The following is a 20,071-nucleotide window of genomic DNA, read 5'->3' as shown; positions in this document are numbered from 1 at the left end:
TGCGGGACGACCTGCAAGCGCGTCATGTTGAACGGGGACGGCCCCAAAAACCTGGAGCTGAATATGTCCTGGTTCGTTCTGTTTATCGCAGGTCTTCTGGAAGTGGTCTGGGCCGTCGGCCTGAAATACACCCACGGTTTTACGCGTGTTGTTCCGAGCCTCATCACCGTTTCGGCGATGATCGTCAGCATTGTGCTGCTCTCATGGGCGATGAAAAGCCTGCCAACCGGCACGGCTTATGCCGTCTGGACAGGGATCGGCGCGGTGGGCGCTGCCATCACCGGCATTCTGCTGTTAGGCGAGTCGGCAAGCCCCGCGAGGCTGATAAGCCTGGGGCTTATCGTCGCGGGGATTATTGGCCTCAAGCTCAGCACCCACTAGCGGGCGCGTTGATTTACCCAAATCAGTTTTTCCACCGGGAAGCCCTGACGGGTGGCGGAATCCAGCAGATCCTCTTTCACTTGCTTACTGATCGTCGGCGTGCGGGAGAGGATCCACAAATAGCTGCGATCCGGGCCGCAGATCAGCGCGTGCTGGTAATCTTTATCCAGCGCAATGATGTTATATCCGCCGTAGAACGGGCCGAAGAACGAGACTTTCAGCGCGGCGCGGCGGGTATTGCCGGTGAAGTAAGCTTTACCTTCGCTCTGCTGCCATTTATTGCGATCCGGGTTAAAGCCGCGGTTGATGACATTCAGGCCGCCGTCGCCACGCAGGCTGTAAGTCGCGGTGACCTGCTCCAGACCGCGCTCAAAGCGGTGATCGAAGCGCGCGATTTCATACCACGTACCGAGATAGCGGTTAACGTTAAAATCTTCCACGACCCTCACACCGCTCGGCGGAGTAGGGGTGCTGCAGGCGACCAGCAATGCCGCGGTCGCGACGGTAGCTACAACAGGGAGTAGTCGAATACGCATGGCGGGATCCTTCTGTTTTTACTGCTAAGTGTAGATGGCCGCTGCGGTTTTGTAACATCAGAGAAGGTAAATAGTCGGTAAGAAAATCGCCGCTCCCGAAGAAGCGGCGACAGGGTTCAGATGGTTATCACGCCGATCAGCGTCACGACGGTCAGGATAGCCGCCAGACCGTAGAAAACCCATTTCCCGGCCGGGACATGGACTTTCAGGTCGTGCATGCCGTGGTGAATACGGTGCAACCCGCACCACAGCGGCAGCACAATCATCAGGAACAGAAACAGACGGCCCACCCAGCTCTGGGCGAACGTCAGCACACGTTCATAGCTGAACGCGCCTTCCGGCCCCATGCCGAGCGGCAGCAGAATGCCCACCAGCAGGATGATGACCGGCGCGATAATCGCGCACCACATGCCGCCTGCGCCAAACAGCCCCCAGAATACCGGCTCGTCTGAACGTTTCGGGTGTTGATTAATCACGATATCCTCCTTACCAGACCAGGGCGATAAACAGCACGACAATCGTGACGATGGCCGTCACGCCCCACAGCCCGCGGATCACCGGCTCAGGCCCCATTTTTTCGTCTTTCACCACCACGATGGCGGCTTTCGGTGCCAGTTCAAACCAGGTTTTGGTATGCAGCAGCGCCGCCAGCAAGGTGATGATGTTCAGTAACACGACGACAGGGTTTTGCAGGAAACCGACGAAACCGGCCCAGCTCTCCGGGCCATGCTTAAGCGCGAACAGGCCATAAATCAGCACGATGCTGAACCAGACGGCGGGCACCGAGGTGCCTTCGCGCAGCATGTAAAAGCGGTAGAAGGGCAGCTGTTTCCACCAGCCTGAATCCATCGTCCGTACATAAGGCTTACGTTTCGAGGTCATTATTCACTCCTTGCGCCGGGTTTCAGCATGGCGATTAAGAAATCCTTCGAGCTCTCCACTTTGCTCTGCTGGATAGCCGCGGCCGGATCGACATGTTTCGGGCAGACTTCCGAGCAGAAGCCGACGAACGTACAGGTCCAGACGCCATTCTGACTATTGAGCTGCGGCATGCGCGCCTTCTGGCCCTTATCGCGGCTGTCGAGGTTATAACGGTGCGCGAGCGTAATCGCCGCCGGGCCGATAAACTCCGGGTTCAGGCCAAACTGCGGGCAGGCGGCATAGCACAGACCGCAATTGATGCAGCCGGAGAACTGATGGTATTTCGCCATCTGCGCTGGCGTCTGGGTGTTCGGCCCCTGGTCCGGCGTGCGCGGGTTGCCGATGATATAGGGCTTAATGGCCTCAAGGCTCTCGATAAAGTGGGTCATATCGACCACTAAATCGCGCTCGATCGGGAAATTCGCCAACGCCTCGACTTTCATGCCGGAGGTGTAATCGCGCAGGAACGTTTTACAAGCGAGTTTCGGCACGCGGTTGACCATCATCCCGCAGGAGCCGCAGATAGCCATGCGGCATGACCAGCGATAGCTTAAATCCGGCGCCAGGTTGTCTTTGATATAGCCGAGCGCGTCCAGCAGCGACGTTTGCTCATCCCAGGGCACGTCGTAAAACGCGCTGTGCGGCGCGTTATCGGTTTCCGGGTTATAACGCACGACTTCAATGCGTAGCGTGTTCATCTCAGCCATTCGCCGTCTCCTTTTTATCGGCCGCTTCCGATTCCGCGCCATACACGCGTTTCGCCGGAGGCAGGGTGGTAATCTTCACATCGCTGTAATCGAGGCGGGTCGTACCGTCAGCGTCGCGGAAGGCGAGGGTGTGACGCAAAAAGTTAACGTCGTCGCGCTCGGTGCAGCCTTCGTCAAGACGCTGATGCGCGCCGCGCGACTCTTTACGCGCCATTGCGGAGTGCGCCATACATTCGGCGACGTTCAGGCCGTGGCCAAGCTCAATGGTATAGAGCAAATCGGTGTTGAAGACGCTGGAAGTGTCGCTGATGCGCACGCGCTTAAAGCGCTCCTGCAATTCAGCAAGTTTATCGATGGTTTTTTGCATCAGTTCCGGCGTGCGGTAAATGCCGCAGCCTTCTTCCATTGAGAGGCCCATTTCGTCGCGGATTTTCGCCCAGCTTTCGTTGCCGTCCTGGTGTACCAGCGCATGCAGGCGCGCTTCGACATCCGCGGCCTGCGCGTTCAGCGCGTCGTCGCGGGCGGATGTCGTTTCCATTGCGCGATCCATCGCCTGCGTCCCCGCCAGCTGACCAAACACCACCAGCTCAGCCAGCGAGTTTGAGCCAAGACGGTTGGCGCCATGCAGCCCCACGGACGAACATTCGCCCACGGCAAACAGCCCTTTAATACGGGTTTCGCACTGCTGATTGGTTTCGATGCCGCCCATGGTGTAATGCGCCGTCGGGCGCACCGGGATCGGCTCTTTGACCGGATCGACGCCCACGTAGGCTTTCGCCAGCTCGCAAATGAACGGCAACCGTTCCAGCAGTTTTTTCTCCCCCAGGTGGCGCAGATCGAGATACACCACATCGCCGCGCGGCGTGGAGATGGTGTTGCCTTTGCGCCACTCGTGCCAGAAGGCCTGCGACACTTTATCGCGCGGCCCCAGCTCCATATATTTGTTCTTCGGCTCGCCGAGCGGCGTTTCGGGCCCCATGCCGTAATCCTGTAAATAGCGATAGCCGTTTTTATTCACCAGGATGCCGCCTTCGCCGCGGCAGCCTTCCGTCATCAGAATGCCGGAGCCCGGCAGGCCGGTCGGGTGATACTGCACGAACTCCATATCGCGCAGCGGCACGCCGTGTGAGAGCGCCATGCCCATGCCGTCGCCGGTGACGATGCCGCCGTTGGTGTTATAGCGATAGACGCGCCCCGCGCCGCCGGTCGCCATCACCACCGCGTTCGCCCGGATCTGCACGAGCGTGCCTTCCATCATGTTCATCGCCACCAGACCGCGCGCCTGGCCGTCGTCCACCAGAATATCGAGGACGAAATGCTCATCGAAGCGCTGAATTTGCGGGAATTGCAGAGAGGTCTGGAACAGGGTGTGGAGCATATGAAAGCCGGTTTTGTCGGCGGCAAACCAGGTGCGCTCGATTTTCATGCCGCCAAAGCGTCTGACGTTGACCGAGCCGTCCGGTCGGCGGCTCCACGGGCAGCCCCACTGCTCAAGCTGAGTCATTTCGCGCGGGCAATGTTTAACGAAATAGTCCACCACGTCCTGCTCGCACAGCCAGTCGCCGCCGGCGACCGTGTCGTGGAAATGATACTCAAAACTGTCATGATCCTGGGCAACGGCCGCCGAACCGCCTTCGGCGGCGACGGTATGACTACGCATCGGATAGACTTTTGAAATCAGTGCGATTTTAGCGTTGGGATTGCGCTCGGCCGCCGCAATGGCTGCCCGCAGTCCCGCGCCGCCGGCACCGATAATGGCGAGATCGGCTTGAAAAGTATGCACGACATTCCTCCGGGTTTTAGTTATTCCCACCGCGCGGTAACAAAGGCGAAAACTCGGGGCTGCGCGGGGGTAAAGCGTTCCCCTGCTCCTTTTTGGGTAGGTGAGTATAACCTTGCCCCCGAAGGGGAAATTTGATGTGTTCGATTTTTTGGGGCTGTACGACGCGTTTTACACGTCGGGTTAATTGAAGTGGCTCACAAAACGCAACGTCGGGGTGCCGGATGGAAAATATGCGCAAAATTTGTCTGGCGAACAGGATACGAGTAGACTTCGTGCCCTTGTTTGACGACGGAGAAAGTACCATGAGCGAGACGGCCACCTGGCAGCCGAGCGCATCCATCCCCAACCTGTTGAAACGCGCCGCCATCATGGCGGAGATCCGCCGTTTTTTCGCGGACCGCGGCGTACTGGAGGTGGAAACCCCCTGCATGAGCCAGGCGACGGTAACCGATATTCACCTGTTCCCGTTCGAAACGCGTTTCGTTGGCCCCGGCCATTCCCAGGGGATCAATCTCTATCTGATGACCAGCCCGGAATACCATATGAAACGCCTGCTGGCGGCGGGCTGCGGGCCGGTGTATCAGCTGTGCCGCAGCTTTCGCAATGAAGAGATGGGGCGTCATCACAACCCGGAATTCACGATGCTGGAGTGGTATCGCCCGCATTACGACATGTACCGCCTGATGAATGAAGTGGACGATCTTCTGCAGCAGGTGCTGGAGTGCCAGCCCGCCGAGACCATTTCCTATCAGCAGGCGTTCCAGCGCCATCTGGAGATCGATCCGCTGTCGGCGGATAAAACCCAGTTGCGCGAGGTGGCGGCGAAACTGGATCTGAGCAATATCGCGGATACCGAAGAGGATCGCGATACGCTCCTGCAACTCTTGTTCTCTATGGGCGTTGAGCCGCATATCGGCAAAGATCGTCCGGTGTTTGTGTATCACTTCCCGGCAAGCCAGGCGGCGCTCGCGCAAATCAGCACCGAAGATCACCGCGTGGCGGAGCGCTTCGAGGTCTACTACAAAGGCATTGAGCTGGCGAATGGTTTCCACGAGCTGACCGACGCGCGCGAACAGCAGCAGCGTTTCGAGCAGGATAACCGTAAACGCCTGCAGCGGGGTTTGCCGCAGCAGCCAGTGGATTACAATCTGCTGGAAGCGCTGAAAGTGGGCTTGCCGGATTGTTCCGGCGTGGCGCTGGGCGTGGATCGTTTGATTATGCTGGCGCTGGGCGCAGAGAGCCTCGCTGAAGTCATCGCTTTTACGGTCGACCGGGCGTAACGGCTCAATCCTGACCTGTGGCGGGTGCGCTTCGCTTACCCGCCCTACGAAAATCGATATCAGCCATTGTAGGGTGGGTAAGCGAAGCGCACCCACCTTTACACCACGCGTTTACCGCCATAAAAAAGGAGCCTTGGGGCTCCTTTTTCGTTACATGCTTCCCGGCGTGCGGGTGGTGCGCCCGGCTGAACTTAACGTTCGCGCCATCCGCTTGCCGTCGAGGGTCTCCAGACGCATCTGGAACGGCGGGAACGGCAATTCGATGCCGTGCTCGCGGAAGCCCTGCAAAATCAGCTGATGAATTTCGTGGCGCAGCGGCATACGGTGCCCCATCTCGGCGGCGTGAATACGCAGCTCAAAGAGCTGAATCCCCTGCTGCAAGTCGACCAGGAACACCTCCGGCGGCGGGTTATCGATCACATACGAGCACTTCTCGGCGGCGCGATAGAGTATCTGCGTCACCTCTTCGCTGTTGGCGTCCGACGGCGCAGGCACCGTCAGTACCACGCGCGTGACTGAATCCGAGAGCGACCAGTTGATAAACTGCTCGGTGATAAACGCCTTATTCGGCACGATAATCTCTTTGCGGTCCCAGTCGCTGATAGTAGTGGCGCGGGTATTAATGCGCGTCACGCTGCCGGTTAAATCGCGAATCGTCACCGTATCGCCGATGCGGATTGGTTTCTCAAAGAGAATAATCAGGCCCGAAATAAAGTTGGCGAAAATCTCCTGCAAGCCGAAACCGAGCCCCACGCCGAGCGCCGCCACCAGCCATTGCAGCTTCGACCACTCAATGCCAATCATGGAGAAGCCGACCAGCCCGCCAATCAGCATCAGCAGATATTTGGTGATGGTGGTAATGGCGTAGCCGGTGCCAGGCGTCAGCTCCAGGTGTTGCAGCACCACCAGCTCCAGCAGCGCGGGCAGGTTACGCACCAGCTGCGTGGTGACGATAAACACCAGAATGGCGATCAGCACCGCGCCAAGCGTAATCGGCTCAATGCTCTCAACGCCCTGTACGGTTGAGGTCACATCCCACAGCGAAATATTCTCAAGGAAGCCGAAAGCCGAGTGGATTTCCGACCACAGCACAATCACAGACAGCAGCGCGATAAGCGTCAGGATCGAACGCACCAGGCGCAGCGACTGGGCGCTGATCGCGTCCAGATCAAGCTCTGCGACTTCCACTTCCACACTGCCTTCGGTGCTGTGCCCGTGGTGCGGCTCTTCTTCGCCTCGGGCGCGCTGGGCCAGAATTTCCGCGCGACGCGAGCGGGCGCGATCAAAGGCCAGGCGACGGCGCTGAATGAGCATCCAGCGGCGAATGATGTGGTAAATCACCAGCAGCAGGAACCAGATGGCCACAGACGTTTCCAGACGCGCCAGCAGCGCCTGCGCGGTGGCGAGATAACCGACGGCCGCGGCGAGGATTGCCGTTAACGGCGCGCACAGCAGCAGGTTCCACAGCAGCCGGTTGACCCAGTTATCGCCGTTGCCTTCGTTATCGAGATAGAGCGGGATGCCCGCGCGCTTGAGGCTGAGCGTGACGATCGCCAGCGCGCCGCAGATAAGCACAAAGCAGAGCCGCCCCAGCGAGCCCGAAAATTCGCGGTCGTTGAGGTTATCGAAGGTAATCAGCGCCATGATGAGCGGCACGATAAAACCGATGCTCATCAGGTAGTAGCGCATCGCGCGGGCGACGCGGTTGCGCGGCCAGCCGAAGTGCGTGGTGAACAGCCCATTGGGACGCGCAAAAGCGGCTGAAATCATCACGACCCACAGCAGCGGCACCGTGGCGGTGACGCCGTCGCCGACCGCCACGGCGATAGGGTAAGGCCAGGCTTCGCGAAGGCCATAGCCGAGCGTCGCCCAGAGCACCGGCAGCGGCGACGCCACCAGAATCGACCAGAAGACCGTGCGCAGCGTCAGCCAGAAATGGTCCTGCGTTACCTTCCCGACCCGCGCGCTGGAGCGCTCCAGAAACGCCGTAAAGTGACGGCGGGAGCTGATGCTAAAGCCGACCAGCAGCAGCGCGCCGAAGAGCGGCAGCAGCGTCTCTTTGCTGGTGACCATCATCACGGCGGCTTTGCCGAGCTGACCGAAAGAGTCGAGCGAGATCAGACGGCGCAAATCCTGAACGATATCCACCGGCCAGCTGATGGTGAGCGGGCTGACGTCAGAGGTCCAGAAGAGGTAACGGTGCGTCGCCTCGTTCACTTCTTTCAGCGCGTCCTCAAGCTGGCTGTTCGCCACCTTCAGCTTGGTAAGCTCAAGAATTAACGTATCGCCGCCCTGCAACAGGGAGTTAAGCAGCTCCCGCTGGGTGCGCAACTGCGCGTCGAGAATGCGGTTCTGCTCCGCGGTCAGCGGCTTGCCGTCTGTCTGACGCAACTGGCGCAGCTGCGGCTGTTTGTTGAGCTGATCCTCATAGCGCAGGCGATGGACGCGCAGCTGGGCCATTTCGGTATCGAGCTGCTGAAGCTTTGGCATCTCCGGCAGACGCGATACCTGCGCGCGCAGCGCCTCGCCGAGCACGTTCGACACACCGAGCCACTGCGACTGTTCACGCAGCGTGGTTAACGCCTGGCGCACCTGCATGGTCTGGCTGGTGGCCTGACGCTGCTGGGAGGCGACCAGATCCATGCGCTGCGCCTGCTGATTTAGCGCGCGCGACAGCTCGCGGTTTACGTTGAACTGTTCGACGATGTCAGGAGGCAGGTTGGCGCTGTTTTCGGCCAGTAGTTCGGTGCTCTCCAGCGCGCGCTCGGCCTCCTGCTGGCGCTGGCTGTTAAGCTGATTGCGCAGCGCCTGAAGGTAAGCATCAAGCTGTTCGCTCTGCTTTTGCGCGAGCTCCGCGCGCAGCCGCGCCAGCTCCTGGCGGTTGCTGGCGGAGAGCTGGGCGAGTTCGAGTTCGTCAACGCGGGCTTTGAGCTGGGCCGACTCGGCCTGCTGGCTGAGAAGCTGCGCCGCGCCAAGGGCATTGGAGCCGGTCGGCGCGCCCGCGCGGCGTTCCATCTCGTTAAGCTGACGACGCGCGTCGGTTTGCTGCTGGGGAAGCTGGCTTAAGGAGTCGGCGATTTCGCGCGCGCGATCCTGTTCCTGCTGCGCTTCACGGCTCTTCTCCAGCAGCTGACTGCTGACCTGGAGGATCTCCTGATTGAGCGCGTCGGTGGTAAGGCCGGTCGGCACGCGGCGCGGCTCATCGCGCAGGTTGTTGAGTTGCTGGCGCAGCGACTGCGAAAGCTTCGGGAAGTTATCGATAACCTGCTGGTATTGCTTCGCGCGCTCAAGGGACGCTTTTCGCTCCTCAAGCGCGTTTTGCGCGGCCTGTAAGGCCTCAACCACTTGCGCCTGATCGGGCTGGTTTTTGGCCGCTTTGGCCTGCTCCAGCTCCTGCGCTATCTGTTTTTCATCAGGCGCTGTCGCGGCGTTCGCCCAAAAGCTCAGGCTCCAGGCCAGCAGCACGTAAAGGATCAGGCGCACGTCATTTTACCTTTGTCTTAACGGTCTTGGTCGTTATCTACCAGCGGGTTGGCATCGCGTTCGGCTTCAGCTTCTTCGGCTGAAATCACCGCCGGGGCGACGTCTGCGACAACGGCGTCAACAGAGACCGCCAGCGGCTCGCCGAGACGCGTGACGGAGAGACTTTGCAGGTGCTCAACCAGCTCCACTTTGCCCGGCGCGAACAGGTTAATCACCGTTGAGCCCAGCTTAAAGCGGCCCATCTCCTGGCCTTTCAGCAGCGCGACGGCGCCGTCGCTTTCGCCCGCCGGATACGTCCAGCGCTTGATGATGCCTTCGCGCGGCGGGGTGATGGTGCCAGCCCAGACGGTTTCGATGCTCCCCACAATCGTCGCGCCCACCAGAATTTGCGCCATCGGCCCGAATTCAGTGTCGAACAGGCAGATGACGCGTTCGTTACGGGCGAACAGGTTCGGCACATTCTGCGCGGTCAGGTGGTTTACCGAGAAGAGATCGCCCGGCACATAGATCATTTCGCGCAGGATACCGTTGCACGGCATATGGACGCGGTGATAGTCGCGCGGCGACAGATAGGTGGTCGCGAAGGTGCCGTTACGGAACAGATCGGCCATCAGATAGTTGCCCGCCAGCAGCGCTTCCAGCGTGTAGTTGTGGCCTTTGGCCTGCAGGATCTTATCGCCTTCGATGCGTCCCAGCTGGCTGATGACGCCGTCCGCCGGCATAGACAGCACGTTCGGATCGGTGTTCAGCGGGCGCACTTCATCACGCAGCGGACGCACGAAAAAGTCGTTAAAGGTGCGGTAGCTGGCGGTATCGGGCTTCTGCGCCTCGCTCATGTTGACCTTGTAGTATTTCACAAACAGATCGATGACCAGTTTGGTCAGCCAGCCTGCGCGTTTGCTCGCGCCCCAGCCGGCAAGGCGGGTGAGCCACTGTTTGGGCAGAATATATTGCAGCGAAAGTTTGATTTCGTTTAACAAGGTAGCCTCCAGGCCAGTGTTTCGTCATTCCTGGCCCGGTTACATGCCGGGCCTGTCAGAAAAAGGGGCTGATTCTAACGACGCCAAGCGTAATTGTCAGTCGTCGCTTTCGGAAAAGTTTTTACGCGTTTTTACCTGCGCCATGCTTTCCAGAATCCGGTGATAGTTGTCGAAACGGGTTTCGGCGATCTTGCCGTGCTCGACGGCCTCGCGGATGGCGCAACCCGGATCGTTGCCATGCTTGCAGTCGCGGAATTTGCACAGGCCGAGATAATCGTGGAATTCGATAAAGCCGCGGGTAATCTGCTCAGGCTCCAGATGCCACAGGCCGAACTCGCGCACGCCGGGGGAATCGATGACCTCGCCGCCGCCGGGGAAGTGATAGAGGCGCGAGGCGGTCGTGGTGTGCTGGCCGAGTCCGGAGTTATCGGACACGTCGTTAACCAGAATCTGATTATCCTTGAGGCCCAGCAGGTTATTCAGCAGGCTCGATTTACCGACGCCCGACTGCCCGGCGAAGATACTGGTGCGGCCAATCAGCGCCTCTTCCAGTTCTTTCAGCCCTTCGTCTTTGTAGCTGGAAACCAGCAGGACGCGATAGCCGATACGGCGATAGATATTCATCTGCTCGTTGACGAAGGCGAGGCCGTTTTCATCAAGCAGGTCAGTCTTATTCAGGACCAGTAAAGGTTCAACGTCCAGCGTTTCGCAGGCCACCAGATAGCGGTCGATAATATTCAGCGACAGCTCCGGCAGGATGGCCGAGACGATAATGATTTGGTCGATATTCGCGGCGATAGGCTTCACGCCGTCGTAAAAGTCCGGGCGCGTCAGGACCGAGGTGCGCTCGTGCACCGCATCGACAATGCCTTTGCCCTGAACATTTTCTTTCGCCGGACGCCAGACGACGCGATCGCCGGTCACCAGCGAGCGGATGGTGCGGCGGATGTTGCAGCGGTGCACTTCGCCGTCGGACGATTCGACGTCGGCATGCTGACCAAAACGACTGATAACGCGGCCGTCGCGCGGCTCACCTAATTGCGAGTCGTCGGGATCGGCTTTCTCCGGAGTCTGTTTGAGCCGGCGCTGATGGTTCGCTGACACGCGGCGTTGCTGACCTTTGGAGAGTTTATTTTTGCTCAATCTTAATGGCTCCTGGTCGCCCCTGGTGGGCAAAACCTCTATGATACCAGCTATTGTAAATGAATTAACTGCCTGTCACCCCAGCGTGACGCGATACGGATGGAAAATAGCATGAGTGCCAATGAAAACAACCTCATTTGGATCGATCTGGAAATGACCGGGCTCGACCCGCGACAGGATCGCATCATCGAGATCGCCACCCTGGTGACCGACGCCAACCTCAACATTCTGGCGGAAGGGCCGGTTATCGCCGTGCATCAGTCTGACGAGCAGCTGGCGCTAATGGATGACTGGAACGTGCGCACCCATACCGCCAGCGGGCTGGTGGATCGCGTGAAGGCGAGCACAATGGGCGATCGCGAAGCGGAACTGGCGACCATCGAATTTCTCAAACAGTGGGTGCCCGCCGGGAAATCACCGATCTGCGGCAACAGCATCGGCCAGGATCGCCGTTTCCTGTTTAAATACATGCCGGAGCTGGAAGCGTATTTCCACTACCGCTACCTGGATGTCAGCACCCTGAAAGAGCTGGCGCGCCGCTGGAAGCCGGAAGTGCTTGACGGCCTTAAGAAACAGAACACGCATCAGGCGCTGGACGACATCCGCGAATCGGTGGCGGAACTTGCTTATTACCGCGAACATTTTATAAAACTGTGACGGAAACGAGGGGCTAAGCCCCTCTTTTGTTGATAAAGTGATCGCTTTGGCGAATAAAAAAGCAGTCAGATAAAAATCACGAAAAAAAGCGTTTAAGGGGTTGCGGTAGAAATCATTTCTCGTATAATGCGCCTCCCGTAACGACACAGAAATGTGAATTACGCAGAGCGGGAATAGCTCAGTTGGTAGAGCACGACCTTGCCAAGGTCGGGGTCGCGAGTTCGAGTCTCGTTTCCCGCTCCAAAATTTGAAATCGCCGAAAGGCAGCACCACCCAATCAACGTATTTCGGGTTGCGACAACAGCAGCCAGAAAGACAAAGATTAAGCGGGAATAGCTCAGTTGGTAGAGCACGACCTTGCCAAGGTCGGGGTCGCGAGTTCGAGTCTCGTTTCCCGCTCCAAAATTTGAAATGCCGAAAGGCAACACCACCCAAGCGGGAATAGCTCAGTTGGTAGAGCACGACCTTGCCAAGGTCGGGGTCGCGAGTTCGAGTCTCGTTTCCCGCTCCAAATCTCCTCGATTGTACAAATTATCCACAGCGATAACGCGCGCTACGGCGGGTTTTCGACGTTTATCCTAAACAGTTCTGAACAGACTTATCCACAGAACGCATAAAGTTATCCTGCAAGCAGAAATGATAATTTTGTTCACATCTTTTCTGTATCTTACTGATATTAATAAAAAATAATTTATTACCAAATGTTATCTTTGAGGCTTTTTGATAATCATGGCCTTTGAATGACAAGACTTTTTTAATTTTATTCACAGCGAAACGCGTCTATGCGTCGCGCGGTAAGCCTTTCTCAATCACCCTGACCAGCCGCTGTTTCTGCGGCAACTGAACTTGCACCACGCAGGCATTGCGTTTGTCTGTTTGTTGCGCAATCGCCCAGTCAATATGCTCATCAAGAAGTGGGTGCTCACCTTTGCGTTGTTGCAGTGCCGTGATATTCGCGTCGTCCCAGGGCGCGTTGCCGAGTGCGACCGCGATATTACGCAGCCAGCGTAAGTGGCCAATGCGGCGAATCGCCGATCCTTCCGTGACTTTCAGAAAGTGCGCTTCGCTCCAGCTAAACAGTTCAATTAGCTTCGGCGCGTGCAGCGCCTTGCGCGGGCTGAAATCTGCTTCGTCGGTGAGCTGTGAAAAACGGTTCCACGGGCAAATCAACTGGCAGTCGTCGCAGCCATAAATGCGGTTGCCCATCAGCGGGCGAAACTCTTCAGGAATGGCGCCTTCAAGCTCAATGGTGAGATAGGAGATGCAGCGGCGCGCATCGACCGTGTACGGCTCGACAATCGCGCCGGTAGGGCAGATGGTCATGCAGGCCACGCAGCGCCCGCAGCCTTCTTCTACAGGCTTATCCACGGGCAACGGCAAATCCACCAGCAGTTCGCCAAGAAAGAAAAACGACCCGGCGTCGCGGCTTAAGATCAGCGAATGTTTGCCGGTCCAGCCGAGGCCCGCTTTTTCGGCGAGCGGGCGCTCAAGGATGGGCGCGGAGTCGACAAAAGGTCTAAAATTCAGCGACGCGCAATGCTGTTGCAGCGTTTCGCCGAGTTTTTTCAGCCGGTTTCTCAAAAGCTTATGGTAATCGCGCCCCAGGGCGTAACGGCTTACGTAGCCGAGCGAGGGATCTTTCAGCGTGCTGGCAAACGCTGCATTGGCGGGCAGATAATTCATGCGCACGCTGATAACGCGCAGCGTGCCGGGCAGAAGTTCGTGCGGGCGGGCGCGCAACATACCGTGACGCGCCATCCACTCCATCTCGCCGTGATACTGTTTATCCAGCCACGCCTGTAACGCGCCTTCGCTGGCGCTGAGATCGGTATCGGTAATACCGACTTGCTGGAAACCGAGCTCGGCACCCCATTGTTTAATTTTTTGCGCTAACTGATTGAGATCGAGGGGTTCAGACATGACGGACCACGGGATGAACAAAAACGACGCCAGTATACCACACTCCGTCTGGCCCGCAGACTGGCTGCGTACGGCGGAACGCGAGGCGGCGGACAGCCTCGGGCTGACGTTATACGAACTGATGCAGCGCGCGGGCGATGCGGCGTTTCAGGCGGCGCGCGCGGCGTATCCGCACAGCCAGCGCTGGCTGGTGCTGTGCGGCCACGGCAATAACGGCGGTGACGGCTATGTGGTGGCGCGCCTGGCGCAGGCGGCGGGCATTGAAGTCACGCTGCTGGCGCTGGAGAGCGACAAACCCTTACCGGAAGAGGCGCAGGCCGCGCGTGAGGCCTGGCTTAACGCAGGCGGTGAAATCCACGCGCCGCGCACGCCGCTGCCGGAGACCTGCGATCTGATCATCGACGCGCTGCTCGGCACCGGGCTTTCTCAGGCGCCGCGTGAGAACGTCGCCACGCTGATTGAACAGGCGAATAAACACCCTGCGCCCGTGGTGGCGGTGGATATTCCGTCCGGCCTGCTGGCGCAAACCGGCGCTGCGCCGGGCGCGGTCATTCATGCCGCGCGCACCGTGACGTTTATCGCGCTTAAACCGGGCCTGCTCACCGGCCGCGCTCGTGACGTCGTCGGGCAGCTGCATTATCACGCGCTGGGTCTGGAGGCGTGGCTTGCTGGCCAACAGGCGCCTTACGCGCGCTTCGACGCCACGCAGCTTTCCCGCTGGCTCCGGCCGCGCCGCGCAGGCTCGCACAAAGGCGATAACGGCAAGCTGGTGATTATCGGCGGCGATCATGGCACCGCAGGCGCCATCCGCATGACCGGCGAGGCGGCGCTGCGCGCGGGCGCAGGTCTGGTGCGAGTACTTACTCGCGCGGAAAACATCGCGCCGCTTGTGACTGCACGCCCGGAACTGATGGTGCATGAGTTGACCCTCGACGCGCTCGACGCCAGTCTGGAATGGGCCGACGTGATAGTTATCGGGCCGGGGCTCGGACAGCAGGAGTGGGGCAAGTCGGCGCTGGCGAAAGTGCGCCAGTGCGACAAACCGATGCTGTGGGATGCGGACGCGCTTAACCTTCTGGCAATCGCTCCCGATACCAGTCACAATCGCATTCTGACGCCGCACCCCGGCGAGGCCGCGCGGCTGCTTAACCGTAGCGTGGCAGAAATTGAGAGTGACCGCTTACTTAGCGCCAGAGAGCTGGCGCAGCGCTACGGGGGTTGCGTGGTGCTGAAAGGCGCGGGAACGGTGGTAACAGGGCCGCAGGACGAATGCGGCATTATCGATGCCGGCAATCCCGGCATGGGCACGGGCGGCATGGGCGACGTGCTTTCAGGGATTATCGGCGCGTTGCTGGCGCAGGGGCTTAACCTTTTTGACGCCGCCTGCGCAGGCGGCGTGGCCCACGGCGCGGCGGCGGATGCGCTCGCGCAGCGCTTTGGCACGCGCGGCATGCTGGCGACCGATCTGTTTTCCACGCTCTATCGTTTTGTTAACCCGGATATAGACACAGACCAGAATCATGATTAATCGCGTTATACCTTTACCCGAAGAGCAGGCCACCCTCGATCTTGGCGCGCGCGTGGCGCGTGCCTGTACCGGCGCGACCGTTATCCATCTGTATGGCGATTTGGGCGCGGGCAAAACCACGTTCAGCCGAGGCTTCCTGCAGGCGTGTGGTCATCAGGGCAATGTCAAAAGCCCGACATACACGCTGGTAGAGCCTTATACGCTGGAAAACAGAATGGTCTACCACTTCGATCTCTATCGTCTGGCCGATCCGGAAGAGCTGGAGTTTATGGGTATCCGCGATTACTTCACCGACGACGCCATTTGCCTTGTCGAGTGGCCGCAGCAGGGGGCGGGCGTGTTGCCGCCGCCCGATATCGAAATCCACTTGTCATGGCAGGATCAGGGGCGTGAAGCGCGGGTGAAAGCGGTCTCCGCCGCCGGCGACGCGCTGCTGGCCCGCCTCGCCTGAACGCAAGGACGACAGGATGATCACACGCATGAAAAACTGGGTAGTGGCGCTTCTGCTGGCGGTATGCGCGCCCGCGTTCGGGGCGACGCTGTCCGATATTCAGGTGTCCAACGGCGACGGCCAGGCGCGGATCACCTTAAGTTTTATGGGCGATCCTGAATACGCCTATTCGCAGCAGGGTAAGCGCAGCGTCGCCCTTGATATTAAACAGACCGGCGTGATCCAGGGTTTGCCGCTGGTGTTCAGCGGAGAAAACCTGGTCAAAAGCATTCGCGCCGGGCAGCCGAAAGATAATCAGTCGCTGCGCCTGGTGGTCGATTTAACCAAAGATGGCAAAGCCCGCGCGGCGAAGCAGCAAAAGGGCGCGGGCTATAACGTCGTCTTTACGATAGACGCCGACGAGCCGCCGCCTCCGCCGCCGCCGCCCGTTGTGGCGCAGCGCGAGCCCGTCGCTGCGCCCGTTCGATCGTCCGGGCCTGCGCGTAACCCGTTTCGCACCGATAACGACCGTATCACCAGCGTCGTCGGCAGCAATACCGTCACGCGGCCGGGGCGCAGCGTCAGCCGGGCGACAACATCCGATCGCGTGGTGGTGGCTATCGACGCCGGGCATGGCGGACAAGACCCCGGCGCTATCGGCCCCGGCGGCGTGCGTGAGAAAAACGTCACCATCGCTATCGCCCGTAAGCTGCGGACGCTGCTCAATGACGATCCTATGTTCAAAGGCGTGCTGACCCGCGACGGCGACTATTTTATCTCGGTGATGGGCCGCTCCGACGTGGCGCGTCAGCAAAACGCGAACCTGTTAGTGTCGATTCACGCCGACGCCGCGCCTAACCGCGACGCTACCGGCGCCTCTGTCTGGGTGCTCTCTAACCGTCGCGCCAACAGCGAAATGGCGAGCTGGCTGGAGCAGCACGAGAAGCAGTCGGAGCTGCTCGGCGGCGCAGGCGACGTGCTGGCTAACAGCCAGGCGGACCCGTACCTGAGCCAGGCGGTGCTGGATTTGCAGTTCGGCCATTCGCAGCGCGTCGGGTATGATGTCGCCACCAGCGTGCTGGGTCAGCTTCAGCGGGTGGGCGCGTTACATAAGCGGCGGCCGGAACACGCAAGCCTCGGCGTGCTGCGCTCGCCGGATATCCCGTCGCTCCTGGTGGAGACCGGTTTTATCAGCAACACCGGCGAAGAGCGTTTGCTGGCAAGCGATGATTATCAGCAGCAAATCGCCGAAGCCATTTATCAGGGGCTGCGTAACTACTTTATTGCGCATCCGCTCCAGGCCGCGCCAAAGGGTGACGGCGGAACGGGGCAGACCGCCCGCTCCGCTGACAACGCCACAAGCCAGGTCACCGTGATTCAGTAAGGAGAGTTCATGCCGATTCAGGTTCTGCCGCCGCAGCTTGCGAACCAGATCGCCGCGGGCGAGGTGGTGGAGCGCCCTGCGTCGGTCGTGAAAGAGCTGGTGGAAAACAGCCTCGACGCGGGCGCCACGCGTATTGACATCGATATCGAGCGTGGCGGCGCGAAGCTTATCCGCATTCGCGATAACGGCGCTGGCATTAAAAAAGACGAGCTGGCGCTGGCGCTGGCGCGTCACGCCACCAGTAAAATCGCCTCGCTGGACGATCTCGAAGCCATTATCAGCCTCGGCTTTCGCGGCGAAGCGCTGGCCAGTATCAGCTCGGTATCGCGTCTCACGCTGACCTCACGCACCGCCGACCAGCAGGAAGCCTGGCAGGCGTACGCCGAAGGCCGCGATATGGAGGTGACCGTCAAACCGGCGGCGCACCCGGTCGGCACGACGCTGGAAGTGCTGGATCTGTTCTACAACACCCCCGCGCGGCGCAAATTTATGCGCACCGAGAAAACCGAATTCACGCACATTGACGAAGTGGTGCGGCGTATCGCGCTGGCGCGCTTTGACGTGACGATTAATCTCAGCCACAACGGCAAAATGATGCGCCAGTATCGGGCCGTGCAGGGCAATGCGCCGCGCGAACGCCGTCTTGGCAGCATTTGCGGCCCGGCGTTTCTTGAGCAGGCGCTGGCTATCGAGTGGCAGCACGGCGATCTGGCGCTGCGCGGTTGGGTGGCGGAGCCGAAAGCCACCACGGCGGCGCTGGCCGAAATCCAGTACTGCTATGTGAATGGCCGTATGATGCGCGACCGGTTGATTAATCACGCGATTCGCCAGGCCTGCGAAGATAAGCTCGGCATCGATCAGCAGCCTGCCTATGTGCTGTATCTGGAAATCGATCCGCATCAGGTGGATGTGAATGTGCATCCGGCCAAGCATGAGGTGCGTTTCCACCAGTCGCGGCTGGTGCACGATTTTATCTATCAGGGTGTGGTGAGCGTGCTGCAGCAGCGGGCGGCAAACCCGCTCTCGCTTGATGAACCTGCCGAAGACGCGCCGCGCTGGCAGCCGGAAAACCGCGTCGCGGCGGGCAAAAACCAGTTTGCCGACCCGGCGCCGCGCGAGCGTGAGCGCGCAACCATTCGCGAAAGCGACGCGCCGCGCTATGCTTCCGGCGGTGCGTCAGCGGGCGGCGGTACAGGCGCCGGGCGCAGCGGCGCCAGCAACGGCGGCTGGCCGAATGCGACGCCGGGCTACCAGAAACAGCAAGGCGCGTTGTATAAGCAATTGCTGGAGACGCCCGCGGTGACGCCGCCGCCTGCCGCGCCCGCGACTGCCGCGACGCGTGAAGCAGTGCCGCCTGTGCCTGCGCTGGACGGGCATTCGCACAGTTTTGGACGCGTACTGACGCTGGTGTCGGAAAACGTGGCGCTACTGGAGCGCGACGGTAAGCTAATGCTGCTGGCCTTAAGCGTGGCGGAGCGTTGTCTCAAACAGGCGCAGCTGTTGCCAGGTGATGAAGCGCCCTGCGCGCAGCCGCTGCTGATTCCGGTTCGTCTGAAAATTTCCGGCGATGAGCGCGAGGTGATGACGCGCGCGCAGCCGCAACTGGCGCGTCTGGGGATTGAAACCGTGCTCGATGGGCATCATGTGACAATTCGTGCAGTGCCTTTACCCTTACGCCAACAAAATTTACAAATCTTGATTCCTGAACTGATAGGCTACCTGGCGCAGCAACCAAACGCTGACGATGCCGCTGTTGCCGGATGGCTTGCCCGCCATTTGGTCATCGCGCAACCGTGGAGCGTCGCGCAAGCCATCGCGACGCTGGCGGAGCTCGAAAGGCTGTGTCCGCAGATGGTGAAAACGCCGCCGGGTGGTTTATTGCAACTTATTGATTTACAACCGGCGATGAATGCCCTGACACATGAATGATGTAAGTAATACCGGCCTTCCGAAGGCGATTTTTCTGATGGGGCCGACAGCTTCCGGCAAAACGGCGTTAGCCATTCGCCTGCGCCAGACGCTGCCGGTGGAGTTGATTAGCGTGGATTCCGCGCTGGTTTATAAGGGCATGGATATCGGCACCGCCAAGCCTGATGCGCACGAATTGTCGCAGGCGCCGCACCGCTTGCTGGATATTATCGATCCCGCGCAGGCTTACTCCGCGGCCGATTTCCGCCGCGATGCGCTAAAAGCGATGGCGGAGATTGTCGCCGCCGGGCGCATACCGCTGCTGGTAGGCGGCACCATGCTCTACTTTAAGGCGCTGCTGGAAGGGCTTTCGCCGCTTCCGTCAGCGGATCCGGCCATCAGAGCGGAAATTGAACGACAGGCAGCAGAGCAGGGGTGGGACGCATTACACCGCAAGCTTCAGGATATCGACCCTGTCGCGGCGCAGCGAATCCATCCCAACGATCCGCAAAGGCTTTCCCGGGCACTGGAAGTTTTTTTCATTTCGGGTAAAACTTTAACGGAACTGACGCAGACGTCAGGAGAAGCTCTGCCCTATCAGGTGCATCAGTTCGCCATCGCCCCGGCGAGCCGTGAACTGCTCCATCAGCGCATTGAGCAGCGTTTTCACCAGATGTTAGCTTCAGGTTTTGAGGCAGAAGTCCGGGCGTTATTTGCCCGTGGAGATTTGCATACGGACATGCCTTCCGTTCGTTGCGTGGGATACCGGCAGATGTGGTCTTATCTGGCGGGCGAAATCTCATACGACGAAATGGTTTATCGAGGTATTTGCGCCACGAGACAGTTAGCGAAGCGGCAAATGACCTGGCTGCGCGGTTGGGAAGGCGTACACTGGCTCGACAGTGAAATGCCTGAACAGGCGTACAGCGATGTGTTACAGGTTATTGGTGCGAAGCAACAATGAATGTGTACAATTGAACCGTATCGTGCGCGGATTTTTACGCAGTTTTTCAGAGCCCAAGGGTTCAAG

Annotated in this window: 17 protein-coding genes and 3 tRNA genes; 11 read left to right on the top strand and 9 right to left on the bottom strand. The window is 59.6% G+C overall.

Features of this window, described 5'->3' with window-relative positions; all coding sequences use genetic code 11:
* Nucleotides 1–63 precede the first annotated feature (63 nt).
* Complete coding sequence (gene sugE / locus AFK65_RS17275) at nt 64–381, top strand: quaternary ammonium compound efflux SMR transporter SugE (RefSeq protein ID WP_007702160.1); 318 nt, start codon at nt 64–66, stop codon at nt 379–381.
* On the opposite strand, the gene AFK65_RS17270 is transcribed toward sugE, so the two are convergent.
* The 5 genes from AFK65_RS17270 to frdA all read right to left on the bottom strand — a co-directional run bounded on the left by AFK65_RS17270 (nt 378) and on the right by frdA (nt 4,328).
* Nucleotides 378–911, bottom strand: coding sequence for a lipocalin family protein (locus tag AFK65_RS17270; RefSeq protein WP_032805693.1), 534 nt, complete (start codon nt 909–911; stop codon nt 378–380). The two genes, sugE and AFK65_RS17270, sit on opposite strands and share 4 nt — an antisense overlap.
* Nucleotides 912–1,033: 122 nt before the next feature.
* The gene (frdD, locus tag AFK65_RS17265) at nt 1,034–1,393 is read right to left on the bottom strand and encodes a fumarate reductase subunit FrdD (RefSeq protein ID WP_038856194.1); all 360 of its coding nucleotides are present in this window, start codon (nt 1,391–1,393) and stop codon (nt 1,034–1,036) included.
* A gap of 10 nt (nt 1,394–1,403) precedes the next feature.
* Nucleotides 1,404–1,799, bottom strand: a complete 396-nt coding sequence (gene frdC / locus AFK65_RS17260) for a fumarate reductase subunit FrdC (protein WP_007702155.1) — start codon at nt 1,797–1,799, stop codon at nt 1,404–1,406.
* The gene (locus AFK65_RS17255) at nt 1,799–2,545 is read right to left on the bottom strand and encodes a succinate dehydrogenase/fumarate reductase iron-sulfur subunit (protein WP_007702154.1); all 747 of its coding nucleotides are present in this window, start codon (nt 2,543–2,545) and stop codon (nt 1,799–1,801) included. The genes frdC and AFK65_RS17255 overlap by 1 nt, the downstream gene beginning before the upstream one ends.
* Complete coding sequence (gene frdA, locus AFK65_RS17250) at nt 2,538–4,328, bottom strand: fumarate reductase (quinol) flavoprotein subunit (protein WP_038856197.1); 1,791 nt, start codon at nt 4,326–4,328, stop codon at nt 2,538–2,540. Before frdA ends, AFK65_RS17255 begins: the two co-directional genes overlap by 8 nt.
* A 302-nt stretch (nt 4,329–4,630) precedes the next feature.
* On the opposite strand from frdA, the gene epmA reads away from it, so the two are divergent.
* Nucleotides 4,631–5,608 (top strand): elongation factor P--(R)-beta-lysine ligase, encoded by a 978-nt coding sequence (epmA, locus tag AFK65_RS17245; protein WP_007887508.1) that lies wholly within the window; start codon nt 4,631–4,633, stop codon nt 5,606–5,608.
* A 150-nt stretch (nt 5,609–5,758) separates the two neighbouring features.
* Here the strand turns inward: epmA and mscM are convergent, their stop codons facing one another.
* The 3 genes from mscM to rsgA all read right to left on the bottom strand — a co-directional run bounded on the left by mscM (nt 5,759) and on the right by rsgA (nt 11,214).
* Entirely contained in the window at nt 5,759–9,091 is a 3,333-nt protein-coding gene (gene mscM, locus AFK65_RS17240; protein WP_038856200.1) for a miniconductance mechanosensitive channel MscM, read from the bottom strand.
* A 17-nt stretch (nt 9,092–9,108) separates the two neighbouring features.
* Nucleotides 9,109–10,071 (bottom strand): archaetidylserine decarboxylase, encoded by a 963-nt coding sequence (gene asd, locus AFK65_RS17235; protein ID WP_038856201.1) that lies wholly within the window; start codon nt 10,069–10,071, stop codon nt 9,109–9,111.
* Nucleotides 10,072–10,167: 96 nt separating this feature from the next.
* On the bottom strand, nt 10,168–11,214 hold the full coding sequence (gene rsgA, locus AFK65_RS17230; protein WP_007702137.1) for a small ribosomal subunit biogenesis GTPase RsgA: 1,047 nt from the start codon (nt 11,212–11,214) through the stop codon (nt 10,168–10,170).
* 111 nt (nt 11,215–11,325) lie between these two features.
* On the opposite strand from rsgA, the gene orn reads away from it, so the two are divergent.
* From orn to AFK65_RS17210, 4 genes are all read left to right on the top strand, one after another.
* Entirely contained in the window at nt 11,326–11,871 is a 546-nt protein-coding gene (gene orn, locus AFK65_RS17225) for an oligoribonuclease (protein ID WP_004385284.1), read from the top strand.
* A gap of 167 nt (nt 11,872–12,038) precedes the next feature.
* Nucleotides 12,039–12,114 (top strand) — tRNA-Gly (locus tag AFK65_RS17220).
* Nucleotides 12,115–12,197: 83 nt separating this feature from the next.
* Nucleotides 12,198–12,273 (top strand) — tRNA-Gly (locus AFK65_RS17215).
* 33 nt (nt 12,274–12,306) lie between these two features.
* Nucleotides 12,307–12,382 (top strand) — tRNA-Gly (locus AFK65_RS17210).
* Nucleotides 12,383–12,651: 269 nt separating this feature from the next.
* On the opposite strand, the gene queG is transcribed toward AFK65_RS17210, so the two are convergent.
* Nucleotides 12,652–13,791: a tRNA epoxyqueuosine(34) reductase QueG gene (gene queG / locus AFK65_RS17205; protein ID WP_007702134.1), complete on the bottom strand. Its 1,140-nt coding sequence runs from the start codon at nt 13,789–13,791 to the stop codon at nt 12,652–12,654.
* On the opposite strand from queG, the gene nnr reads away from it, so the two are divergent.
* The 5 genes from nnr to miaA are packed head-to-tail and all read left to right on the top strand — an operon-like array spanning nt 13,790 to nt 20,005.
* Nucleotides 13,790–15,319 (top strand): bifunctional ADP-dependent NAD(P)H-hydrate dehydratase/NAD(P)H-hydrate epimerase, encoded by a 1,530-nt coding sequence (gene nnr / locus AFK65_RS17200; protein WP_038856204.1) that lies wholly within the window; start codon nt 13,790–13,792, stop codon nt 15,317–15,319. The genes queG and nnr overlap by 2 nt on opposite strands.
* Nucleotides 15,312–15,770 carry a tRNA (adenosine(37)-N6)-threonylcarbamoyltransferase complex ATPase subunit type 1 TsaE gene (gene tsaE, locus AFK65_RS17195; protein ID WP_007702130.1) on the top strand — a complete coding sequence of 153 codons (459 nt, stop codon included), beginning with the start codon at nt 15,312–15,314 and terminating at the stop codon, nt 15,768–15,770. Before nnr ends, tsaE begins: the two co-directional genes overlap by 8 nt.
* A gap of 16 nt (nt 15,771–15,786) precedes the next feature.
* Nucleotides 15,787–17,133 (top strand): N-acetylmuramoyl-L-alanine amidase AmiB, encoded by a 1,347-nt coding sequence (gene amiB / locus AFK65_RS17190; RefSeq protein ID WP_038856206.1) that lies wholly within the window; start codon nt 15,787–15,789, stop codon nt 17,131–17,133.
* A gap of 9 nt (nt 17,134–17,142) precedes the next feature.
* Nucleotides 17,143–19,062 carry a DNA mismatch repair endonuclease MutL gene (gene mutL, locus AFK65_RS17185; RefSeq protein ID WP_038856207.1) on the top strand — a complete coding sequence of 640 codons (1,920 nt, stop codon included), beginning with the start codon at nt 17,143–17,145 and terminating at the stop codon, nt 19,060–19,062.
* Entirely contained in the window at nt 19,055–20,005 is a 951-nt protein-coding gene (miaA, locus tag AFK65_RS17180) for a tRNA (adenosine(37)-N6)-dimethylallyltransferase MiaA (protein ID WP_007702122.1), read from the top strand. The genes mutL and miaA overlap by 8 nt, the downstream gene beginning before the upstream one ends.
* Nucleotides 20,006–20,071 lie beyond the last annotated feature (66 nt).

The sequence above is a fragment of the Cronobacter universalis NCTC 9529 genome (assembly GCF_001277175.1).
Classification (GTDB): Bacteria; Pseudomonadota; Gammaproteobacteria; order Enterobacterales; family Enterobacteriaceae; genus Cronobacter; species Cronobacter universalis.
This window is presented reverse-complemented; position numbering and strand designations above follow the sequence as displayed.

Bases quoted from the DNA above. Each gene is read 5' to 3' on its own strand.
- sugE (WP_007702160.1), top strand. From the start codon at position 64: ATGTCCTGGTTCGTTCTGTTTATCGCAGGTCTTCTGGAAGTGGTCTGG.
- frdC (WP_007702155.1), bottom strand. From the start codon at position 1,799: ATGACCTCGAAACGTAAGCCTTATGTACGGACGATGGATTCAGGCTGG.
- AFK65_RS17255 (WP_007702154.1), bottom strand. From the start codon at position 2,545: ATGGCTGAGATGAACACGCTACGCATTGAAGTCGTGCGTTATAACCCG.
- epmA (WP_007887508.1), top strand. From the start codon at position 4,631: ATGAGCGAGACGGCCACCTGGCAGCCGAGCGCATCCATCCCCAACCTG.
- orn (WP_004385284.1), top strand. From the start codon at position 11,326: ATGAGTGCCAATGAAAACAACCTCATTTGGATCGATCTGGAAATGACC.
- nnr (WP_038856204.1), top strand. From the start codon at position 13,790: ATGACGGACCACGGGATGAACAAAAACGACGCCAGTATACCACACTCC.
- queG (WP_007702134.1), bottom strand. From the start codon at position 13,791: ATGTCTGAACCCCTCGATCTCAATCAGTTAGCGCAAAAAATTAAACAA.
- tsaE (WP_007702130.1), top strand. From the start codon at position 15,312: ATGATTAATCGCGTTATACCTTTACCCGAAGAGCAGGCCACCCTCGAT.
- amiB (WP_038856206.1), top strand. From the start codon at position 15,787: ATGATCACACGCATGAAAAACTGGGTAGTGGCGCTTCTGCTGGCGGTA.
- mutL (WP_038856207.1), top strand. From the start codon at position 17,143: ATGCCGATTCAGGTTCTGCCGCCGCAGCTTGCGAACCAGATCGCCGCG.
- miaA (WP_007702122.1), top strand. From the start codon at position 19,055: ATGAATGATGTAAGTAATACCGGCCTTCCGAAGGCGATTTTTCTGATG.